Here is a 19,190-nt window from a genome sequence, read left to right as displayed (position 1 = left end):
CTTGGTCAAAGATCCGCGGATTGACCCGGGCGTTCGCGATGTCCGAGTCAAGCGGTATTCTCCACGATAGGGCGATCAACGGGATGGGAGTATAGATAATGGGCCGTCAGCGCATGGTTCCGTTGGTGTTGTGTCTTGGGGTTGGCGTGGTGTCGCTTGGGGGCTGCAAAGCGACGACGGACGCGGCTCCCCGTCAGTCCGTCAAGCATCATCATGCAGGCCTGTCGTTGTCTGCCAAGAAAACGCAGGCACCTTCCTCGCAACCGAACTTTAACAGGACTCCAACTGGCACCGTTGATCGGGGACCGACCAGTCCCAGTGGGCACAACGCGCCAGTCGCGGTGGGTCAAGTTCCCGAAGGCACGCTGACCTTTATCACTGAACCCCAGGCAGGCATTGGACCTTGGTTGAACGCGATGAATCATGCGCGCTCCGTCATCGATGTGAACGAGTACCTCCTCACCGATCCCCAGTTCCTCTCGTCCCTTCGGAGCGCAGCTGTTCGAGGAGTTCAGGTCGACGTCATTGTTGACGGGCATCCCTATGATGACCCCTCAGCTCCCTCTATCGCGGTCGCTGGACTTGCAGGAAGTGGAGTGCACCTCAAGATGGCTCCAGCACGTTTCGAAGGACAGTATGCCTTCGATCACGCAAAGTACCTGATCGTCGATCCTGGTCAGCCAGATCAGGTTGCTCTGTTCGGTTCGCCGAATGCGACCCAGAGTGCCTTCGATGGCGAGAACGTCGAAGATGCCTTCGTGACCTCGAAGCCAAGCGCCATCGCTGCGCTCGCCACCGTTTTTCACGCAGACTGGACTGGAACAGCTGCTGGAGCATCACCAAGATCGACGCTCGTACTCTCCCCCGGGTCGGCCTCCACGATCGCCGGGTTGCTTGGGCAGGCTGGACCGGTTGCCGTCATGGCTGAAGAGCTCGGTGACGCCCCTTCGTGTTACCAGGCGCTGCTTACCCATGGATCAGCTGCTCGCGTGCTGATACCGGCGGATCCGTCCTGGGAAGCGGCGAGCTATGCGAACGAACTCGTCCGATCTGGTGTACAGGTGCGAACGTTGAGCAGTCCCTATGTGCATGCCAAGCTCATCGTTACTCCTCACACCACCTTCGTGGGCTCTGAAAACTTCTCAGTTGTCTCCTTCAACGACAACCGCGAAGTCGGAATGATCACCTCAAGTCCCAGCGTGCGAACGCAGGCTCTGACATGGTTCGATGCACTGTGGAACGATGCCGTGGTTTGGTCTGTGTCTGGAGGGGCGTCACCGACTCCAGTACCAGCGACCCCGACCCCGTCCTCTTTAGCCCCACCGGACTCCGGGAGTGCCTCCCAACAGTCCTATCCCTATCTCAACGATGGTGATACCGAGGCCGAGGTGACCCAGCTTTGGGGGCCGCCAGCCTCGACGACGAGTGCTAGCTATGACGGCTACCCTGAGGTGGTCTGGGTCTACCCGGCGGGTCGTGTGTACTTCGAGGGTGGCACCGTAAGCTATGTGCAGCGAACACAGTGAAAGCTGAGAGGAACCCTCGGTGCGCCGGTGCGCCTGGCGTTTTCTGAGAAGAAAATGTGACTTATGACCCTAAGTTAGGTATGCCTCAGCTCTCTTAGGCTGTCTTATAGAAATTGAATGGAGTTACTTATGGAGCCTTTGCTGGGTACGGTTACCCTTACATTGTCGCGATGGCAATTCGCTACGACGATTATCTTTCACTTCTTTTTTGTGCCTGTAACCATTGGTCTGGCGGTTATTGTCGCCATTTTTCAGACGGCGGTCTACAAGACCCATGATGACCGATATGAGCATCTCGTACGCTTCTTTGGGAAGCTCTTTCTGATTAACTTTGCCATCGGGATCGTGACCGGCATCGTGCAGGAGTTTCAGTTCGGCATGAACTGGGCCCAGTACTCGGCCTTTGTGGGTAATATCTTTGGACCACCTCTCGCAATCGAGGGCCTCCTCGCCTTTTTCATGGAGTCAACGTTCCTCGGAATCTGGATCTTTGGCAAAGGCAAGGTGTCGCCGAGGATCCATATGCTCTCCATCTGGATGGTCGTGTTGGGTAGCTCGCTCTCGGCCTCGTTCATTCTCGTTGCCAATACCTGGATGCAGGACCCTGTTGGTTACAAGATCGATCACGCGACCCATCAGGCCGTGATGACGAACTTCTTTGCGATCCTGACCAACGAGCTGTTTATCACCACCCTCTTCCATGTGCTTCTTGCCTCGCTCATCACAGGTTCGGCGGTCGCCCTCGGTGTTGCCTTCTACCAGATGAAGCGGGAAGGATCGCGGGCGATCTTTTCCCTTGGTATCCGCGTCGCGCTGATCGTCTTCTTTGTCGCATCGCTTGGGATGGCTCTTGATGGATCAGCCCAGGGAACGGTGATGGTCAAGGACCAGCCGATGAAGATGGCCGCAGGAGAGGCACTCTATAACACCCAGCGAGGGGCGCCTGAGTCCCTCATCACCATCGGCAATCTCCACGACAAGGTGATCTTTCAGGTCGATCTTCCCCATGTGCTCTCGTTGCTGGCCACGAACTCCTGGAACGGCAAGGTTCAAGGCATTAACCAGCTCCAAAAGGAATACGTCAAGAAGTATGGACCGGGCAACTATGTACCCCCCGTCTGGCTTGAGTATTGGAACTTCCGCATCATGGCGGGTCTCGGTGCGGTTATCATCGCGATCGCCCTCTGGGGTATGTGGCTTCTGCGGCGCAAGAAGCTCGACAACTCCAAGTGGTTTCGCAGAGTGGCGATCTACGCCATACCCTTGCCATTCATCGCCAACACGACGGGATGGATCTTCACCGAGACCGGTCGCCAGCCCTGGATCGTCTATGGAGTGCTCCGGACTGCCCAGGGAGTCTCCCGTGACATCTCCGCTTGGGACGTTGGATTCACCTTCTTTGGCTTCATCGCGCTCTATGCGGTACTGGGAGTGATCGATTTCGCCATGATGTACCACTACTCACGCAAGGAGCTCGCGATGATGAACGGCGAGGTGCTTCCCCCTGAGGACGATGCGGATGCCGAACACGATGCACTGGTTTACTAGGAGGGATTGACGATTATGCATGTAACAGGACTGCAATTGATTTGGTTTGTCTTGATCGGTTTCCTCTGGGCAGGCTACTTCTTTCTCGAGGGTTTCGATTTTGGTATCGGGATGCTGCTTCCCTTCATCACCAATGGGGACCTGGAACGAAGGGGCATGCTCAACGCGATCGGCCCGATTTGGGACGGGAACGAAGTCTGGCTGATCGTGGCTGGTGGCGCGACCTTTGCCGCCTTTCCCCTGTGGTACTCGACGATGTTCTCGGCGTTCTATCTAGCACTCTTTGTCGTGCTGGTCATGCTGATCGTCCGAGGGATGTCCTTTGAGTTTCGTGGTTTGCGCACTAGCACGCGGTGGCGAGCCAACTGGGACCGGGTCAACTTTCTCGGCTCGCTGATCCCCTCGTTGATCTGGGGTGTGGCCTTTGCGGACCTTTTGAAGGGGATTCCACTCAATGCCCAGCATCAGTACACCGGTACGTTCTTGGGGTTGCTTCAGCCGTATGCGTTGTTGGGTGGCCTTACGATGGTGGCACTCTTCGTGCTCCACGGGGCGACTTTCCTGAGCCTGAAGACAACCGGTGAGTTGCACGATAAGGCGACGATGGCGGCTCGTCGGGTCGCCCCAGCTGCAACCGTCATTCTCTTGGCGTTCCTTGCTTGGACCTACTTTGTTGCGCGTGCGCATGGCAACAGCGGTGCCGTGCCAGGCTTCATCCCAGTGACGGCGTTCCTACTGGTCGCCGCCGTCTCCTGGCTCGTGAGAGAACATCTGAACGGATGGGCATTTGTCTTCACGGGGGTCGCAATTCTGGCACTCACCATCACCATTTTCATGACGCTCTACCCCAATGTGATCACGTCATCGACGGCGTTCTCTGATTCGCTGAGCATCGCCACGGCCGCTTCGCAGCGCTATACCTTGAACATCATGACGATCGTGGCGGTGATCTTTACTCCTTTCGTCCTGCTCTATCAGGGTTGGACCTACTGGATCTTCCGCAAGCGTCTTACATTGCCAAAGACTCCCTCCACCGTCGAGTCTTGAGTGAGGATGAGGGTCAAAGAGGGAACGTGTTTGTTAGTGAGCCAAGTGTTCGTCGTGCCCCGTCCTTATTGCGGGGCGCACTAGCGAGTCGACGGAGTCGGACGCTCGCGATCCTCATCGTGGCGGTCCAAGTCGTCGCGCTGGTATCGTTGGTGGTGTCCGCACTCCTCATTGGTCGGATGCTCGAGGATGCGGTCATGCTGCACCGATATGGGGTTATCCCACGTTTGGCGCTCCTCTTCGGTGTTGCCTTTGGCATTCGACTTGCGATGTTGCGACTCATCGACTACCTGGCGGTCCTCCTTGGAGTCGACTATGCCCAGCGAACGATCTCTCAGCTCATCACAAAGGGCAGCGCCGCACCGGTGGCCGGGACGGAGTTGGGTTACCTCCTGACCGACGGGGTCGCCACCCTTGTGCCGTATGCGTCACGCTTTCTTCCCGAGGCGATTGGTGCGGCGATTATCACCCCAGCACTGATCCTCTTTACCTTGATCGAGTCGCCGATGGCTTTTATCGAGGTCGTCGGTGGACTCGTTGTGCTGCCGGTGATCATGATCGTGGTCGGCAAGAGCACGAAGGATCGCGCTGATCGTCAACTCGGTGCAACCGTACGGTTGAACGCGCTCTACCTCGACATGCTGAGCGGCATGGTCACCCTCAAGTCCTTTAACAAAGCGCACCTGCAGGAGGCTGCTATCGCGAGAGCTGCCCAAGATCTGCGCAAGCGCACCCTTGGGGTGCTGAGTGTCGCCTTCATCTCTGGGGTGAGCCTTGACACGCTCGTCGCCATCATTGTGGCCCTTGTGGCGGTCTCCATCGGTATCCGTCTCAACGACGCATCGATGTCACTCGCCACCGGAGCAGCGGTACTCTTTATCGTCCCGGAGATCTTCCGACCGGTACGCGCGGCAGCGCTGCAGTTCCATGCGACCCAGGACGCCGCTGCGCTGGTGCGACGCGTGGATGCGCTAGCGCTGATGCCTGATACGCGAGAGCCGATCACCGAGGTGGTCCCCGTTCGCGTGAAGCGTGGTAGGGAGGATGAACACACGCGCAGTCTCGCATCGAAGTCGCTATCTCTTGCGCTCACAGACTTTGGGGTGATCATGCCCAACGGCAAGCAGTCAGCGAGTATCGACCTTGTCGCTGCAAGCGGGGAACTCATCGTGTTGCGGGGCCCAAGTGGCGTTGGTAAGACCTCCTGGCTTGAGGGACTGGCAGGATTCTTGCCTACGGTAGGTGCGGTGCGTGTGGGATCGGGTGATTCGGCCGGGGCGCTCCCTCCCGGCGATGTAGGTTTTCTCCCCGCACTTCCCGGCTTTGTTGATGGAAGTGTCTATGACAACGTCACACTCCTGAATCCCGATGCCAGCGAGGCTGAGGTGGGGAAGGTCTTGACACTCGTTGGTGCTGACGGTTTTGTCGAGAGACTGTCTCAGCATGTCGTGGCAGATGGCTCGAACCTCAGTGCGGGTGAGCGTCAACGCCTCGGTGTCGCCCGCGTCGTACTTATGGAGCGTCCGTTCCTGCTACTCGATGAACCCACAGCCCATCTCAACGCGGCGATGGAGCGACAGTTGTTGGACGCGCTAGCCCAGATCGGCAGGGCCAAGGTGCTCTTTGTCGCTTCGCACTCGGATCGAGTAGAGGATCGAGCCAATCAGGTGATTGAGATTGGCCCCCAGCTATGACCCTTGGTACACTGGCGCGCGAACGTCTGCGAGAACGTCGATGGGAGGTGTGGGGTTATCTTGGGACGGGATTCATGGCCTACCTCTCACCCGCGGTGCTCTTTGGCCTCTCGGCGTATCTGATCTCGAAGGCTGCACTCAAGCCTGGTATCTTGACGCTCGGAGTGGTGATCGGATCGGTTCGTTTCTTCGCGCTGGCCCGTGGGGCAAGCCAGTATGGTGAGCGCATGTGGGGTCACTCACTCACCCTCGATCTGGCAGCAAGGATTCGCACCCTGCTCTTCGATCGTCTGGCGGCGGTGGTTCCCTATCGGGTGCGACCGGGGGTCTTTGGCGAGGTGCTCGCCTCGTTAAACGGTGATATGACACAGCTTGAGAATCTTGCCGCGCGGCTGGTTGGTCCCGCCACCGGTGTCGGCCTCGCTTCACTGGTGGTTGTGGTCATTGCCGGCGCGGTGTCGCCCGTCTTTGTGGTGGTTCTCCTACCGAGCTTGCTCCTGATCGGACTCGTGGTCCCCTTTGGGGCCTATCGCCTCGCTCGCTCGGGAGCGCAGAGTACGAGCGTCTTGCGCGCGCAGGCCTACGACACCTCCCTGGCGACCGCAGCAACCTTTCAGTCCCGCTACTTTCTTCGCCGTGGGGACCCGCTTCTTGACCAACTCAAACACAAAACGTTCCGGCTACTCCGTCCACAGCGGCGCCAGGCGGGCATCCAGACCTGGCTCGGCGTCTTCAACGGTGTGATCGAGGCGACGGCTCTCACGGCCACGCTATGGATTGGTGCTGATCTGATGGCAGCGCACAGGCTCGATGCGGTCGAACTCGCCGTCATTCCCTTTCTGATCCTCGCCATCGTGGAGGGGCTGACCGCGGTCGGCCTCGAGGCAGCGACGGCTGGTTCTGGTACGCCTGCAGTCGCACGACTTGAGCGAACGCTGGCGCTCCAGGGTCGCGACTGTTCGCGGTGCTCGCAGACCACCCTCCCCTTGAGCGCCTTAACGATCGAGTGTGAAGACGTCTCGTTTCACTACCCAGACGCTGATCGCGAGATCTTGCACTCCTTTGAGCTTCATCTTGAGGGGGGTCAGCGGCTGTTGGTGGTTGGACCGACGGGATCGGGTAAGTCTACCTTGGCTGCCATGGTGCTGGGAGCATGGACGCCAACGGCCGGGGTGATGCGTATCGGTGGGATACCGACGACGGAGCTCAGCGAGGAGACGATCGCCGCTTCGATCGCCTACCTCTCCTCGGAGCCGTACCTCTTTGGAGCCTCACTCGCCGCCAATCTGCGGCTGGCGCGCGCGGCTGCGAGTGATGCTGAGTTGATCGATGCGCTTGGTCGGGTCGGCCTTGGCCCATGGTTCGCGGAGTTATCCGATGGGCTCGCGACGATGATGGGGCAGGACAATCGGATGGTATCCCAAGGGGAAAAGCAACGACTTGCCTTGGCGCGCCTACTGGTCCTGAACCCAAAGAACCTCGTGCTTGACGAGCCCACTGCGGGGTTGGATGCAGAAAATGAGCAGATCGTCGCTGAAATACTCAATGCGCAGTTCGAGGGTGCCACCATTATGGTGATCACGCATTCAGAGGCATTCATGGAGGCTTTTCATGCCGATCATGTCCGTGATTTTGGCGAGTTTGTGAGGACAAGCGTGATCTGATAGCGGCGGTGTGCTAGCTCGCGTGGAAGGAATCACTCGAGAGCGATCTGCACTAGCACGAGGTGTCGGCTGGTGTGTAGGTGTCATGTTCCTCGACCAACGGCGCCGATCGCTGACGATGAAGAGGTCCAGCGGGGGCGGTGAATCGCTGGTTCACCCGCAAAAAGTAGTCAAACATTTTCTATCGATGACATCCAACGCCGTCAGGGGTGACGAACCAAACACATCAGCAGCATTCGCTGCTTAGTGAATGGAGGCCATATGACCGAAGTTAGTCGTCGTTCCTTTCTGATCCGATCCTCTGCCACCTTGGCGGCGGCCGGAGCAGTTGCCGTTGTTCCAAGTGGTGCAGCCCGGCTCGTCGATTCCAGGAAGCAAGCATATTCCCAACTCACTCCCGAGGAGTCGAGTGCTCTGCAGTCGTTGGTGGTTCACGTTGCCAACCCCGCCACTGGAGAGTTGTCGGTGATGTTTGGGACCCAAGAGGTTCGTATCAAGGATCACCGCCTCATTGCGCAACTCGCCTCAACGATCCGCGCTACCAAGTAATACCACACCAACGAAAATACCAAGATATCGTTCCCTGAAAGGAAATTGCCGTGTCGTCACACCGAGAAGCACCCGCTATATCAAAAGATCCCGTCGCAGATTCAACGGATCTCTATGCATTTCGTTCTCCTGATAATCCAGATACCGTTACGATCATTGCGAACTACCTACCACTGCAGCTACCCGCCGGAGGACCGAACTTTTATGAGTTCGGTGATGATGTGCTCTATGAGATCCACATCGCGAACAACGGTGAGCCGTTGTCAAATATCACCTATCAGTTCCAGTTCCACACCGTGTTGAACGACCCGAATACCTTCTTGTATAACACCGGTCAGATCACCTCGTTGGATTCACCGAACTGGAATCGTCGTCAGTTCTATACGGTGACACGCATCGATAAAAACGGCTCTCACGTGCTCGCGAGCAACGCGCCATGCCCGCCCTCTAACGTTGGACCTCGTTCGATTCCCCACTATACGCCGCTCGCTGATGCAGCAGTGGTAACCACCAGCGATGGAGAGAAGATCTTTGCTGGTCAGCGTGCTGAAGGCTTCTATGTTGATTTGGGCTCTATCTTTGATCTTGGCGACCTTCGTCCCTTCTCCCCTGATCAGCTCATTCCGGGACCAGCCTCCGCAGGAGTCAATGCGACAGCTGGACTCAATGTCGCCTCTATTGCGATCCAGGTGCCGATCACACTCCTGACGAGCAATGGATCGATGCCGACCTCGGTCACCGATCCAGCGGCGGTGCTTGGCATTTGGACCTCGGCAAACCGGCAGAAGGTGCGTGTCTTTGACCAGGCCTTCTCGGGACAGAACTCAGATGTGGGTCCCTTCGTGCAGGTGTCAAGGTTGGGCAACCCACTGTTTAATGAGGTTATCGTTCCAATCGGCAAGAAGGATCTTTGGAATACACTGCCACCCTTTGCCGATCGAGAGTTCCTCTCCTACGTACAGCACCCTGAACTCGGGTCGTTGTTGCCGGTCCTCTATCCAGGGGTCTTCCCAGACCTGGCCAAGTACACGGCGGCCAGAGCCGACCTCGTCGCCATCCTCTTGACTGGTATCCCAACCGGTATTGTGGACGGCCTGAACACCTACACCGGCCCATGGTACGCTGACATGTTGCGGCTGAATGTGGCGATACCTCCATCGAGTTCCCCATCGATTCTCGGGGTCCTTGGCGGCGATCTTGCCGGATATCCCAATGGACGCAGGGTCTTCGATGATGTCGTCTCCATTGAGCTTCGCGCGATTGCTGGTTTGACGATTCCTCTGGTGGATAAGAGTTACAAGCCAGATGCGGCAGCGGGTGAGATCTATGACGTCATCAACCCCAATAAGACTTCGCCAAGCCAGCTAGGTCCCATTGGAGAGACATACCTACCGAGCTTCCCCTACTTGGGGATCCCATGGGATGGGTTCTCGAATCCTTCGACAACACCCACGCCGAGTCTGGTCAACTCGTGACCGAACAGTCACTTCCTCCCCTGAAGCTCCTTGGGCAGCGTATGCTGCCCAAGGAGCACCTTCCGTCCATGACGGGTTCAGTGGCGGTCGATATCGATGAGACGGTGGGTGCCCTCATCGTTATGGGTGAGGACGTCCACGTTGGCAAGGAGTGTTTTGTCCGCGGTGTCGGAGGTTTCCATAAGCACGTATGGTTCCTCGATCGTGTCCTTCCTGGAAGGATTCAAGTAGCTGCGGTCTTTGCAAGCCTGGAGCCGGGGACCTATACACTTGACATCGAGGGCCAGGAACAGCTGGGGAGGGTCACGATCGTCGCCGGTCAGGTGAAGACCCTCACGGTGAGCCAACTCGAGGTTTCCGTCTAAGACATTGCGCTATTAAGCGCAAATAGGGAGCGCAGGGAACTCCCTTGGGTCACTGTTGCTCCTCATTGAAGATACCCTCCAACGCCGCGGTGTTGGAGGGTATCGCCTTGTGGGTAGGCGGCATTACCCCTTTGGCGAAGATTCGTCACCGAGAAGGTACCTCGCACCGGTTCCGAACTTGGCAGCTCGATCACCAGCGTTGTAGAGCGAGCACGTTCCCAGTGAAAGGCATCCGCAACCGATGCAGGAGTCAAGGTCATCGCGCAGTCCTTGCAAGGTCTTGATCTGTTCGTCGATGCGGGATCGCCAACTAACCGATAGTTGACGCCAATCTTTTGCTGTTGGAGTCCGGTTGTGAGGGAGCAATGCGAGCGCTTCGGTGATCTCGTCGAGTGAGAGCCCTACTCGCTGGGCGACTTTGATGAAAGCTACTCGACGGATCATCGATCGAGGGTACATGCGTTTGTGTCCATCTTGCCGGATTGAGGCGATGAGCCCGCGCTCCTCGTAAAATCGCAGCGTCGCCACCGAGACGCCACAGCGCTGAGCGACTATTCCAATCGGCAGTAGTTCCTGATTAGGGGACATGTTGGTAAATTTTTCCTCTCTTGACTTGACCTCAAGTTAACTTGAGATTGTAGCGTAGTCCCCATGAGTGATGATGTGTCGAAGGCGATTCCTAACTACGGACTGGATGCTAAGCCACAGCAGTTCTCCTAATCAAGCAAGGAGGGCTGGAGGAGAAATCCAAGAATTAGGCCGTTCACTCCGAGTAGGAATTATGAGCTTGGGGCCAAAATGTGCATGAACATCTAAAAGATAAAGTACTATTGGTTCAATGTCTGCACCATTGAGAGTTTATGATGGCTTGTTTGCCTGACGGCCTGGTTCGGCAACTGGATGCTGCCGTCGAGACCCACATCGAAGCTGAGCTCGGTTTCCTCAGGGCGCTTGTGAGCGAGCCAAGCACCGTTGGCAACGAGGCCGGTGCCATCGAGGTTCTTGGGGATCGCCTGAGTCGTCTTGGCCTCGATCCCACGCTGGTATCAATCGACGATCGTATCGCAGCTGATCCACTCGCTGGAGTACCGTCGCAGGGCTATAGAGATCGCCATAATTTACTGGCCACGACAAACGGAACAAGCGATTCACTCTCATTGCTGATCAACGGACACATTGATGTGGTGCCCGCCGAAGGCCCCGGTTGGAGCAGTCCACCCTTTGTACCAGTGTTGGCTGGTGACCGTATGTATGGACGCGGTGCAGGTGACATGAAGGGAGGACTTGTGGCCGCCACACTTGCGCTACAGGCGATCTCTGTAGTTGCGGGAGACTTCCTTGATCACCCAATGGCACTTTTGGCAGTGATCGAGGAGGAATGTACTGGCAACGGAACACTGTCAGCCCTTCGTTCTGGAATCGACGCAGAAGTGGTGCTACTACCAGAGCCGACCAACCAGTCGATTCTCCTTGGAGGGATTGGGATCGTCTGGCTACAGCTGACCATCAATACCAGGGGCGGACACGCTGAAGCAGCTGACAGGCTCCGTTCTCCGTCACAGCTCCTCTCTGGTTTGATCGCTGAGTTAGGGAATCTCGAACGCGAACTCAACGAATCGATCGAGGAGCCGTTTACTGACTTGTCCCAGCCATATAACGTCAATATTGGGAAGATCCAAGCTGGTGACTGGGCGTCGAGTGTTCCTGCGTGGGTCACACTTGAAGTGAGGATCGGGTTCCCCAACGGATACAGTCACGACGAGATTGCCCAGCTAGTGGAGAAGCGCCTAGGGGTAGTCATCGCGGGCCCGGAAGACTTCTCACTCACTGTGACCGCGACCGGCTTTCGCGCAGAAGGTTACTATCTCGATCCCGCTAGCTCACTTGTGAGCACCTTTAGCGATGTGCTTGTCAGGCACTATGGACAACGACCTGCCCGCGAAGTAATGGGTAGCACGACCGATGCGCGATACTACGTCAACCATGGACGTGGCGAGGCGCTCTGTTATGGCCCAATCGTTGGCAACATGCACGGGACCGACGAATATGTGGTCATCTCAAGCATCGTCGAGACGGCCAAGCACTACGCGAGTTTTATCGTTTCCTATCTCTCCGGTGAATTGGACATTCTTAACCCCTCAAGGATGAAGCATGGATGAAGAACACTTTGCCAACCAATGGATCACTCAGTCACTTGCTCCGCTTCCCATGCAAAACGCTGGTGAAAGGATCGCCGAGCGCATCGTTACCGCAATTGCTCTTGGAGAGTTCGTTCCCGGACAACGCCTCCCCTCAGAGCGTGAGTTAGCGACACTTCTCCAAACAAGTCGAGGTGTCATCCGAGAGGCGATACAACGACTTGCTGCGAGTGGCTACCTCATCGTCAAACGCGGTCGCGATGGCGGTTCGTTTGTTACTGACTATGTCGGTCCTGAAGTGGACCAAATGGTCAAACGTGTGCTCTTGCCCGAATGGAATCGGGTAGAGCATCTCCTTGATCTCCGGTCACTCATCGAGTCGGAGATCGCCAGGACAGCAGCACATCGTCGTACCCCAGAAGATCAAAGAAAGATTGCCGACGCGGTTGAGGGTTACCACCAGGCTCACAACGACAGGCTCTCGTCGGGCGAAGCTGACAGGCTGCTACACGTTGCCATCGCAAGGGCGACGCACAACCCATTGTTGGTGGACATCTCCTTGCAACTGCGCAAGGAAGTATCGCTTGGCTTTGGTGCAGAACCTTACTCCAAGGACATTCGTGAGCGTGCCCTCCATCAACACCCGGAACTGGCTCAAGCTATCTTGGACGGCGACTCAGAAACTGCGGCCAAGCTCGCGATGAAACACTTCTTGCTCACCGAGGACCTACTTCGCGGCCTCTTCGCACGTGTTGCGAGAGAGGAGGATCAAGACACTACAGATTGAGACCACGAACATGTCCCACATTGGGCAAAATCTTTTCAGAGCAGCAATACACCTTACCAAAGGGGGGAAATGTCAAAAATCCAAGTTGGAGAAATCGAGTTCCACTATGAACTCGAAGGAGAATCAGAGCGGACAATCGTGTTGGTGAATGGCCTGGCCGACACGCTCGAGACCTGGGAGCTTCAGGTGCCAGATCTTCTGGCGGCGGGTTACCGGGTCCTGCGTTTTGACAACCGAGGAGTCGGTGCGACCTCAAAACCGGCTGGTCCCTACACGACGCAGATGATGGCAAGGGATGCTCACGATCTGGTCACCGCACTGGGAATCGAATCATTTCACCTCATGGGTGTCTCGATGGGTGGAATGATCGCCCAAGAGTATGCCCTTGCGTTCCAAGAGCAACTCCTCTCCGTAACGTTCGCGTGCACCTATGCGGCCCCTGGTCCCTTCTGCTCTCGAATGTTTGCAATGTGGGCAGATCTTGCTCCAGTGTTTGGAGTTCCCTTCGTCATGCGAGACGTCACCCTATGGGCCTTTACCAACACCTTCTTCGAAGAGCGAGAGAATGAACTCCGAGAGTTCGAGGAAGCCATGGTCTTTGGCGACCAACCAACGCATGCCTATCTCGCCCAGCTCAACGCTATTCAAACACACGATACAAGAAATCGACTCCAGGATTTGGGAATTCCAGTAATGGTCTTAGCTGGCGAACAGGACATCCTCATTCCTACCTATCTCTCCAAAGAGTTAGCCAAGCTAACCCCGGGAAGTATTTACCGCGAAACCAAGGGTGGGCACGGATGTGTGTGGGAGTATCCGGATGAGTTCAATCAATCGTTTTTATCATTCATCAACTCAGTAGGGGGATAACCAGTGGAAAATAATCATACAGAAGAGCAACTTGAACGCAACCAGATCGGTTTGATCGGGGTCATCATGCCTGGGCTTGCCCAGGTCGCTCCGGCATTCAACCTCTTCTTTACGACTGCAGTGATGGCAGGTCTAGCAGGGGCTTCCGTGCCGCTGATCTTTTTGATCTCAATGGTAGGGGTTGCTGCGACCGCCAACTCCCTTGCACAGTTCGTTGGTCTTTATCCAAGCTCTGGCTCCTTTCTGACCTATATCGCAAAGAGCATTGGTCCAAAGACTTCGACTGCCGTTGGAATCATCACCATTTTGGGTTATATCATTGCCTTTGGTGGGATCTACATCTACGTGGGAAGCTATATCACCCAGAATCTCTTTGGAGGCCTTCACTTTTGGGGTGCTACGCCAATCGTGACGATTCTCTACGGAGTCTTGGTCGCGGTGCCGGTGATACTGGGTTTGAAGGTAGGGGTGCGTGTCACCATCGTCCTCTACGTGTTTGAAGTCGTGCTCCTCCTGGCTTTGAGCATTGCCTTTCTCATTCACGGAGGACCTCAAGGGTTGAGCGCGACACCTTTTGCCTGGCCGGGTCACTCAAAGGAAGTACTGCTAGCATTTTCTCTTGCCATTCTCGCCTTTGGCGGCTTTGAGGCGTCTGCCCCCCTCGCCGAAGAGACGAAGAACCCTCGCAAAAACGTAGCCATCGCAGTCCTTGGTACCGTCTTGGTCAGTGGGATCATCTATGTATTGGGATCCTATGCCCTGGTCATCGCCTTTGGAACCAATCACATCGGAGCCCTCGCCGCAAATCCAAATCCCTTCCATGCTGCGGCCGAGCGCTACATAGGCGCATTGGCACCCTTTGTGACCTGGATCTTTCTCACATCCGTGACGTCGAGCTATGTGGCAGCGAACACCCAGACCTCCCGGGTGATCTTTGGTGGTGCGCGCAGCGGACTCTGGGCAAAGCAGTTCGGTCTCATCTCTAGAAAGTTCAAAACACCGTGGACAGCCGTCATTGTATTCGTCGCCCCCAGTATTGCAATTGGGGTCGTATCCTATGCGTTCACGCAACCCGGGACAGCCTCTGGATTCTTGGGTACCTACGGGATTCTCGGCGTCATCATCATGTACTTGATGGCGAATGTCGCATTGGTAGTCCACTGGTTCAAGTCACGAACTGCTGGGGTGCGATCAAAGGTGGTACTGCAGCTCATCGTTCCGATTATCGGCATTCTCATTCTGGCCATCCCCATCTATGGTGATCTCCAGCCTGGGCAGGCGGCCCCTTATAACTCCTTGCCATACTTAACTGTTGCGTTGATAGCGGTTGGTGTTGCTTACGCCCTCTATCTTGGCAAGCGCAAGCCAGATGTCATGCGCAAGGCACCGGCTCTGCTCGAAGGTGCTGAGGACGATGAGCAAGCACCGATAGCTGACTAGGACAGCCCCTCACCCGACCCCTGGTGGTAGTTGCTACGTTCCCAGGGGTCGAGGAGTGTTGGGCTAGCTATTCTCGTACCCTGGACCACGATTTCGCGCAACCTTGGACCACTCGTTACTCACCTTAGACCGAGATCCATGGGTCGGCTTTCCTTCTCTTTCCGACTCCTCTGGTCACACGTGCATTTTCCTTTGAGCTCGACGCCTATCGCGTTGTGGACGAGCGATCCGTGTTGGCATGCGCCACAGTTCGGTCACCAAGGTTCTCGTACCGGGCCAAGAGGGTAAACCCGCAGGGATGTTGAGCATGCTGTTCCGGTGTAAGGTTTGAGTTTGGAGGCGAAGAAGAATAGTAGATCTCGCTAATGTGTATGAGCAGTTCGAGCAGTAATCGCATCTGCGGGTGCCAGTGTCGCATCTTCGGGATTCGCGCCACCACAGTGCCGGTCCGGTAGTGGGACGCCTTCTAGGCTTGAGAGCGAAGGTGTGCTACAAAAGTTGAATCCGTGTCGCATTGTGTGTCACGAAGTTCTGCCTGACCCTGCTCATCCATGACAACGTATGATGAAGACACCCCCCTTGAACTGCACTGATGCTAATCAATGACTAGGTGTGAGGTGTTGCGATTCGAACTTCGGACCGGGAGCCGCGATCTCCTGGTAGCCGCATGGATGGCCCAAAGGGTGCTCTACTCGCGGTGGCCCCCGGTAGACCCGATACTACGTCGCTGGCGCTTCACCTAGCTGCCCATCGCACCGGCTGAGTGCTCGGAAAGTGATGGGTGGCGCATTTGCGTGGTCGCGATCAAAGCCGAAAATGATTCGTACGGCTTTTTGGGGCGATTTCAGGCAGCAGCCTGGGCGATAAGCAGTGATCAACCTGACAATAGCGTAGCACAAGCGATGGTTGGTCTCTTGATTGTGGAGAAACGTACCACTAGCAAAATTCAAGTGGAGACCGTCGACATACTGGAGTGAAATCGAAGCTTTTCCCTGGCGAGGGACCTCATAGAACCTCTAATTACTGGCGGTGGCGACCTATCGGTAGAACAACCTGGCCATCTCTGCGAAGCGGAGGCAACCAATCGTTAGGTGGGCCGTGCGTGCGGTGCCGCACGTGACGAATTGGAAGAGAGGGCCAGCTTTCAGGCTAACCAGCTCGTGGACCCTTTGATAAGTTGCGAAAAGACCTATTGTAATTAGCAGTCGGAACAGCTACTTCCGATTTGCTGGCCTACGTGACGAAGTACTGCCGGTGAAGTGACAGATATTCTATTGAGGCAAACCTGGGCACGAGGAAGAATTTGGTTATGCAGTCGTCGAGGTCAAGTAGTACCCGCCAAAGGTCACGATGGAAGTGTCACTCGCGGCAGGTCCTCTTGCCTTCAGTGTCGCCGCTTCAACTCTTCGCTCGCGCGCTCTTTTGGAAAAGCTGGACTCCTGTGCCCGAGATAACCTACCATGTCTTGGTTGACCACCAAGCAATTGGCAACCGCCTCTTCGACTGCTTGCACAACTGCCTCATAGAAAGGGTCGAGATTGCCCCAGGGAATGAACGACATCGTATCAAGCACCCCGGATGCTCCATTGGCAAAGGTAACCTGAGCAGGGGTGAATGCGTGAGCATTCCCGGTTGAACAGGCGAGAAACAAATCGCCAGAGAAGTGTGAGCCAGTCGTGCCAGTTCTTGCCAATCCGAGCGTGACGCGCCGAGCAAGCGCCTGACACTGCCCGGGCAAGAGTGGTGCATCAGTGATGACAATCGCGATGCACGATCCAGCCCCCGGTGGAGCTGGGGCACTATCGCGCATCGGATTGTCGTCTGCAAACAATTTTCCAAAGTGAACTCCTCGAAGCGTCAATTCTTCGCGACTTCCAAAGTTCGCCTGCAACAGCACCCCGACCGTATATGTCGTGTCACCGTAAGCGACAATTCGGCTTGCAGACCCATTGCCACCCTTGAACTCATAGCAGTTCATTCCTGTCCCACCGCCTACCGAGCCTTCTGCAACAGGGCCAGATATAGCGCTTTCAAGTGCCTCAATCACATCCTCCTCGGTCACAGGATGCGAATTGATGTCATTGAGATATCCATCCCAGGTCTCGCCGACGACCGGAAGCAACCAAACTTCTGCGGCATCACGGTGGTGCTTTACGGTCCAAGCGACCACTCCGGCATGGCCAACGCCAACTGCATGGGTATTGGTGATGACAACTGGACCAGCAAAGGTGCCGGATTCCGATATCCATGACACGCCAGTCATTTCACCATTCCCGTTCTGGGAGTGGAATCCCGCTGCTATCGGATCAGTCACCTGTCCTTTGCCCCGTGGGTGGATTGCTGTTACACCAGTACGCACTGAGTCTCCGGTGATGATGGTCTTCACGCCGACTTCTACTCCGGGTACATCGGTCAGACTATTGGTTGCTCCAGGAACTCCATCGAATTCGAAACCAAGCGCCCGAGCCCTCGGACGTCCATCCGCCGTACGTTCAAGATTGGCCATTATTGAGAATCTCCTTCCTGAGCAATTTCACGAAGGTCCCAGGCTTTTCCTTTTTGAGGAAGAATCACAATGAGCCAGTAGAGAAGACCGATTGCTATGGTGATCAGCGTGACCTCTAACAGGTAGCCGGTCTGCTGAGTAAAGACATAGACAAGACCAGCGATGGCAAGGATCGGGGGTAGGGGCCAGAGCGGCATGCGGTAGTGAGAGTGTCGCGTGGCGCCGGTGGTCCTAGCGACAATCGCAGCGATGGCGATGATCGCATAGTCTGCTACGAGACTCGCACCAGTCAGGTTCGCGAGCGTGCCGAGCGAAACTGTCAGGCAAAGAATTGCACCTGCGACGCCAACTATTGCGGTTGGAAGCCATGGCGACTGTGTCTTAGGATGCACCCAAGCCATCCAATCGCTCAACTTCCCAGGCCACGCCTTGTCACGTGATGCACTGAACAAAATGCGCGCATAACTCAAAATGATGGCAAGTGTCGCGTTGAAGACAGCAAGAGCAATGCCAATCGCGACTATGTCATACACGGTGTTTGAGGATGTCGCCTTGATAAAGTACTCGAGAGGGATCGCCGACGTAGTCAGCTTGCTCAACGAAGGTGCACCTACGATGACCGCCGTGATAGGCAAGAGCTCTGCGACAACGGTGATCAACAGCGAAATGAGGATTGCCTTCGCAATCGTTCGATGTGAACCCTTGGTCTCTTCGGCGAAGTTGACAGCATTTGCGTAGCCATTGTAAGAAAATATGGCGACCGCGGTTAATGCGAGCACTCCTGAGAATGCGACCGGCACGAGAACACTGTGGCTGTTGCCGAGTTGGGGATGTATGAGTGCACCAAAGTGGTGAGCATGGATGATCCCTAGAACTGTGAGGGTCAGTAGAGCAAGCATTTCGATTCCGAGGAAGATCCCCGTGAGAATAGCATTGAAACGAATCTTTAGCATCGCCACCAGTGCTGCGAGGATCATGATCGCGGCCCCGAGAATTTTGGCATCAACGCTGAAGACGACACCCAAGTACTCACCAGCACCGAGTGCGATAGTGGCAGGGATGAACGCGATGAAGTCAACATACAGGGCAAAGGTGATAAAACTCATGGGACCAGCCAGTGGCTTGGCTCGCCCTTTGAAAGAGTGCCAGACCAAAGCGTAGTCACCGCCCGAAATCGGATAGCTCGAAGACAACTCCGCCCAACAAAGTGCCATCACCACACCAAGGATTGCCGCAAAAATAAACGATAGAAACGTACCGCTACCGGCCTCGACGAGCGCAACAGGAGCGATCGCGAAAACTGACACCGCTGGTGTTACTCCCGACAAAGTAATCATGATGTTTCCCCAAGTGGAGAGCGAGCGCGAAAGTTTCTGTTCGTAGTGCCCAGTGGTAGCACCCGCTTTATCGCCTAGCCCCCCAGGATCAGCATTCTGTACCATACAATCCCCCCTTTTTGGATGTAGTAAGACAGCTATCCGAATGTTACAATCAGCCCACAAGTCTGTCAAGCGAAACGCAAAAAGTTTTCTTTCCGTGGAACGATTTCCCAACCAACTCAGTCGGCCGTGACGCTGACAC

15 protein-coding genes are annotated in these 19,190 nt (G+C 55.9%); 12 read left to right on the top strand and 3 right to left on the bottom strand.

Annotation, left to right across the window (positions count from 1 at the left end; all coding sequences use genetic code 11):
- The first annotated feature begins 98 nt into the window (after positions 1-98).
- From M7439_RS10405 to M7439_RS10370, 8 genes are all read left to right on the top strand, one after another.
- Positions 99-1,526 (top strand): phospholipase D-like domain-containing protein, encoded by a 1,428-nt coding sequence (locus tag M7439_RS10405; protein ID WP_298343901.1) that lies wholly within the window; start codon positions 99-101, stop codon positions 1,524-1,526.
- 129 nt (positions 1,527-1,655) lie between these two features.
- Positions 1,656-3,074, top strand: coding sequence for a cytochrome ubiquinol oxidase subunit I (locus M7439_RS10400; RefSeq protein WP_298343899.1), 1,419 nt, complete (start codon positions 1,656-1,658; stop codon positions 3,072-3,074).
- Positions 3,075-3,089: 15 nt separating this feature from the next.
- On the top strand, positions 3,090-4,121 hold the full coding sequence (cydB, locus tag M7439_RS10395) for a cytochrome d ubiquinol oxidase subunit II (RefSeq protein ID WP_298343896.1): 1,032 nt from the start codon (positions 3,090-3,092) through the stop codon (positions 4,119-4,121).
- 26 nt (positions 4,122-4,147) lie between these two features.
- Complete coding sequence (locus M7439_RS10390) at positions 4,148-5,815, top strand: ATP-binding cassette domain-containing protein (protein ID WP_298343893.1); 1,668 nt, start codon at positions 4,148-4,150, stop codon at positions 5,813-5,815.
- Entirely contained in the window at positions 5,812-7,479 is a 1,668-nt protein-coding gene (gene cydC / locus M7439_RS10385) for a thiol reductant ABC exporter subunit CydC (protein WP_298343890.1), read from the top strand. Before M7439_RS10390 ends, cydC begins: the two co-directional genes overlap by 4 nt.
- A gap of 261 nt (positions 7,480-7,740) precedes the next feature.
- Entirely contained in the window at positions 7,741-8,028 is a 288-nt protein-coding gene (locus tag M7439_RS10380) for a hypothetical protein (protein ID WP_298343887.1), read from the top strand.
- A gap of 50 nt (positions 8,029-8,078) precedes the next feature.
- Positions 8,079-9,503: a DUF4331 domain-containing protein gene (locus M7439_RS10375; RefSeq protein ID WP_298343885.1), complete on the top strand. Its 1,425-nt coding sequence runs from the start codon at positions 8,079-8,081 to the stop codon at positions 9,501-9,503.
- Entirely contained in the window at positions 9,446-9,868 is a 423-nt protein-coding gene (locus M7439_RS10370) for a hypothetical protein (protein ID WP_298442458.1), read from the top strand. The genes M7439_RS10375 and M7439_RS10370 overlap by 58 nt, the downstream gene beginning before the upstream one ends.
- Before the next feature lie 123 nt (positions 9,869-9,991).
- On the opposite strand, the gene soxR is transcribed toward M7439_RS10370, so the two are convergent.
- A complete protein-coding gene (soxR, locus tag M7439_RS10365; protein ID WP_298343879.1) occupies positions 9,992-10,456 on the bottom strand; it encodes a redox-sensitive transcriptional activator SoxR in 465 nt (154 codons plus the stop codon).
- Positions 10,457-10,728: 272 nt separating this feature from the next.
- Between soxR and M7439_RS10360 the strand changes: the two genes are divergently transcribed.
- The 4 genes from M7439_RS10360 to M7439_RS10345 all read left to right on the top strand — a co-directional run bounded on the left by M7439_RS10360 (position 10,729) and on the right by M7439_RS10345 (position 15,103).
- The gene (locus tag M7439_RS10360; RefSeq protein WP_308464490.1) at positions 10,729-12,027 is read left to right on the top strand and encodes a M20/M25/M40 family metallo-hydrolase; all 1,299 of its coding nucleotides are present in this window, start codon (positions 10,729-10,731) and stop codon (positions 12,025-12,027) included.
- Positions 12,020-12,793: a FadR/GntR family transcriptional regulator gene (locus M7439_RS10355; protein WP_298343874.1), complete on the top strand. Its 774-nt coding sequence runs from the start codon at positions 12,020-12,022 to the stop codon at positions 12,791-12,793. The genes M7439_RS10360 and M7439_RS10355 overlap by 8 nt, the downstream gene beginning before the upstream one ends.
- Before the next feature lie 69 nt (positions 12,794-12,862).
- The gene (locus tag M7439_RS10350) at positions 12,863-13,663 is read left to right on the top strand and encodes an alpha/beta fold hydrolase (protein ID WP_298343871.1); all 801 of its coding nucleotides are present in this window, start codon (positions 12,863-12,865) and stop codon (positions 13,661-13,663) included.
- A gap of 3 nt (positions 13,664-13,666) precedes the next feature.
- Entirely contained in the window at positions 13,667-15,103 is a 1,437-nt protein-coding gene (locus M7439_RS10345; RefSeq protein WP_298343868.1) for an APC family permease, read from the top strand.
- A 1,384-nt stretch (positions 15,104-16,487) separates the two neighbouring features.
- On the opposite strand, the gene M7439_RS10340 is transcribed toward M7439_RS10345, so the two are convergent.
- Positions 16,488-17,609, bottom strand: a complete 1,122-nt coding sequence (locus tag M7439_RS10340) for a P1 family peptidase (RefSeq protein ID WP_298343865.1) — start codon at positions 17,607-17,609, stop codon at positions 16,488-16,490.
- Positions 17,609-19,051: an APC family permease gene (locus tag M7439_RS10335; RefSeq protein WP_298343862.1), complete on the bottom strand. Its 1,443-nt coding sequence runs from the start codon at positions 19,049-19,051 to the stop codon at positions 17,609-17,611. Before M7439_RS10335 ends, M7439_RS10340 begins: the two co-directional genes overlap by 1 nt.
- Between the last annotated feature and the right edge of the window lie 139 nt (positions 19,052-19,190).

It is taken from the genome of Ferrimicrobium sp. (assembly GCF_027319265.1).
Taxonomy (GTDB): Bacteria; Actinomycetota; Acidimicrobiia; order Acidimicrobiales; family Acidimicrobiaceae; genus Ferrimicrobium.
The sequence above is the reverse complement of the archived record's forward strand: the minus strand, read 5'-3'. Positions and strand labels throughout refer to the sequence as shown.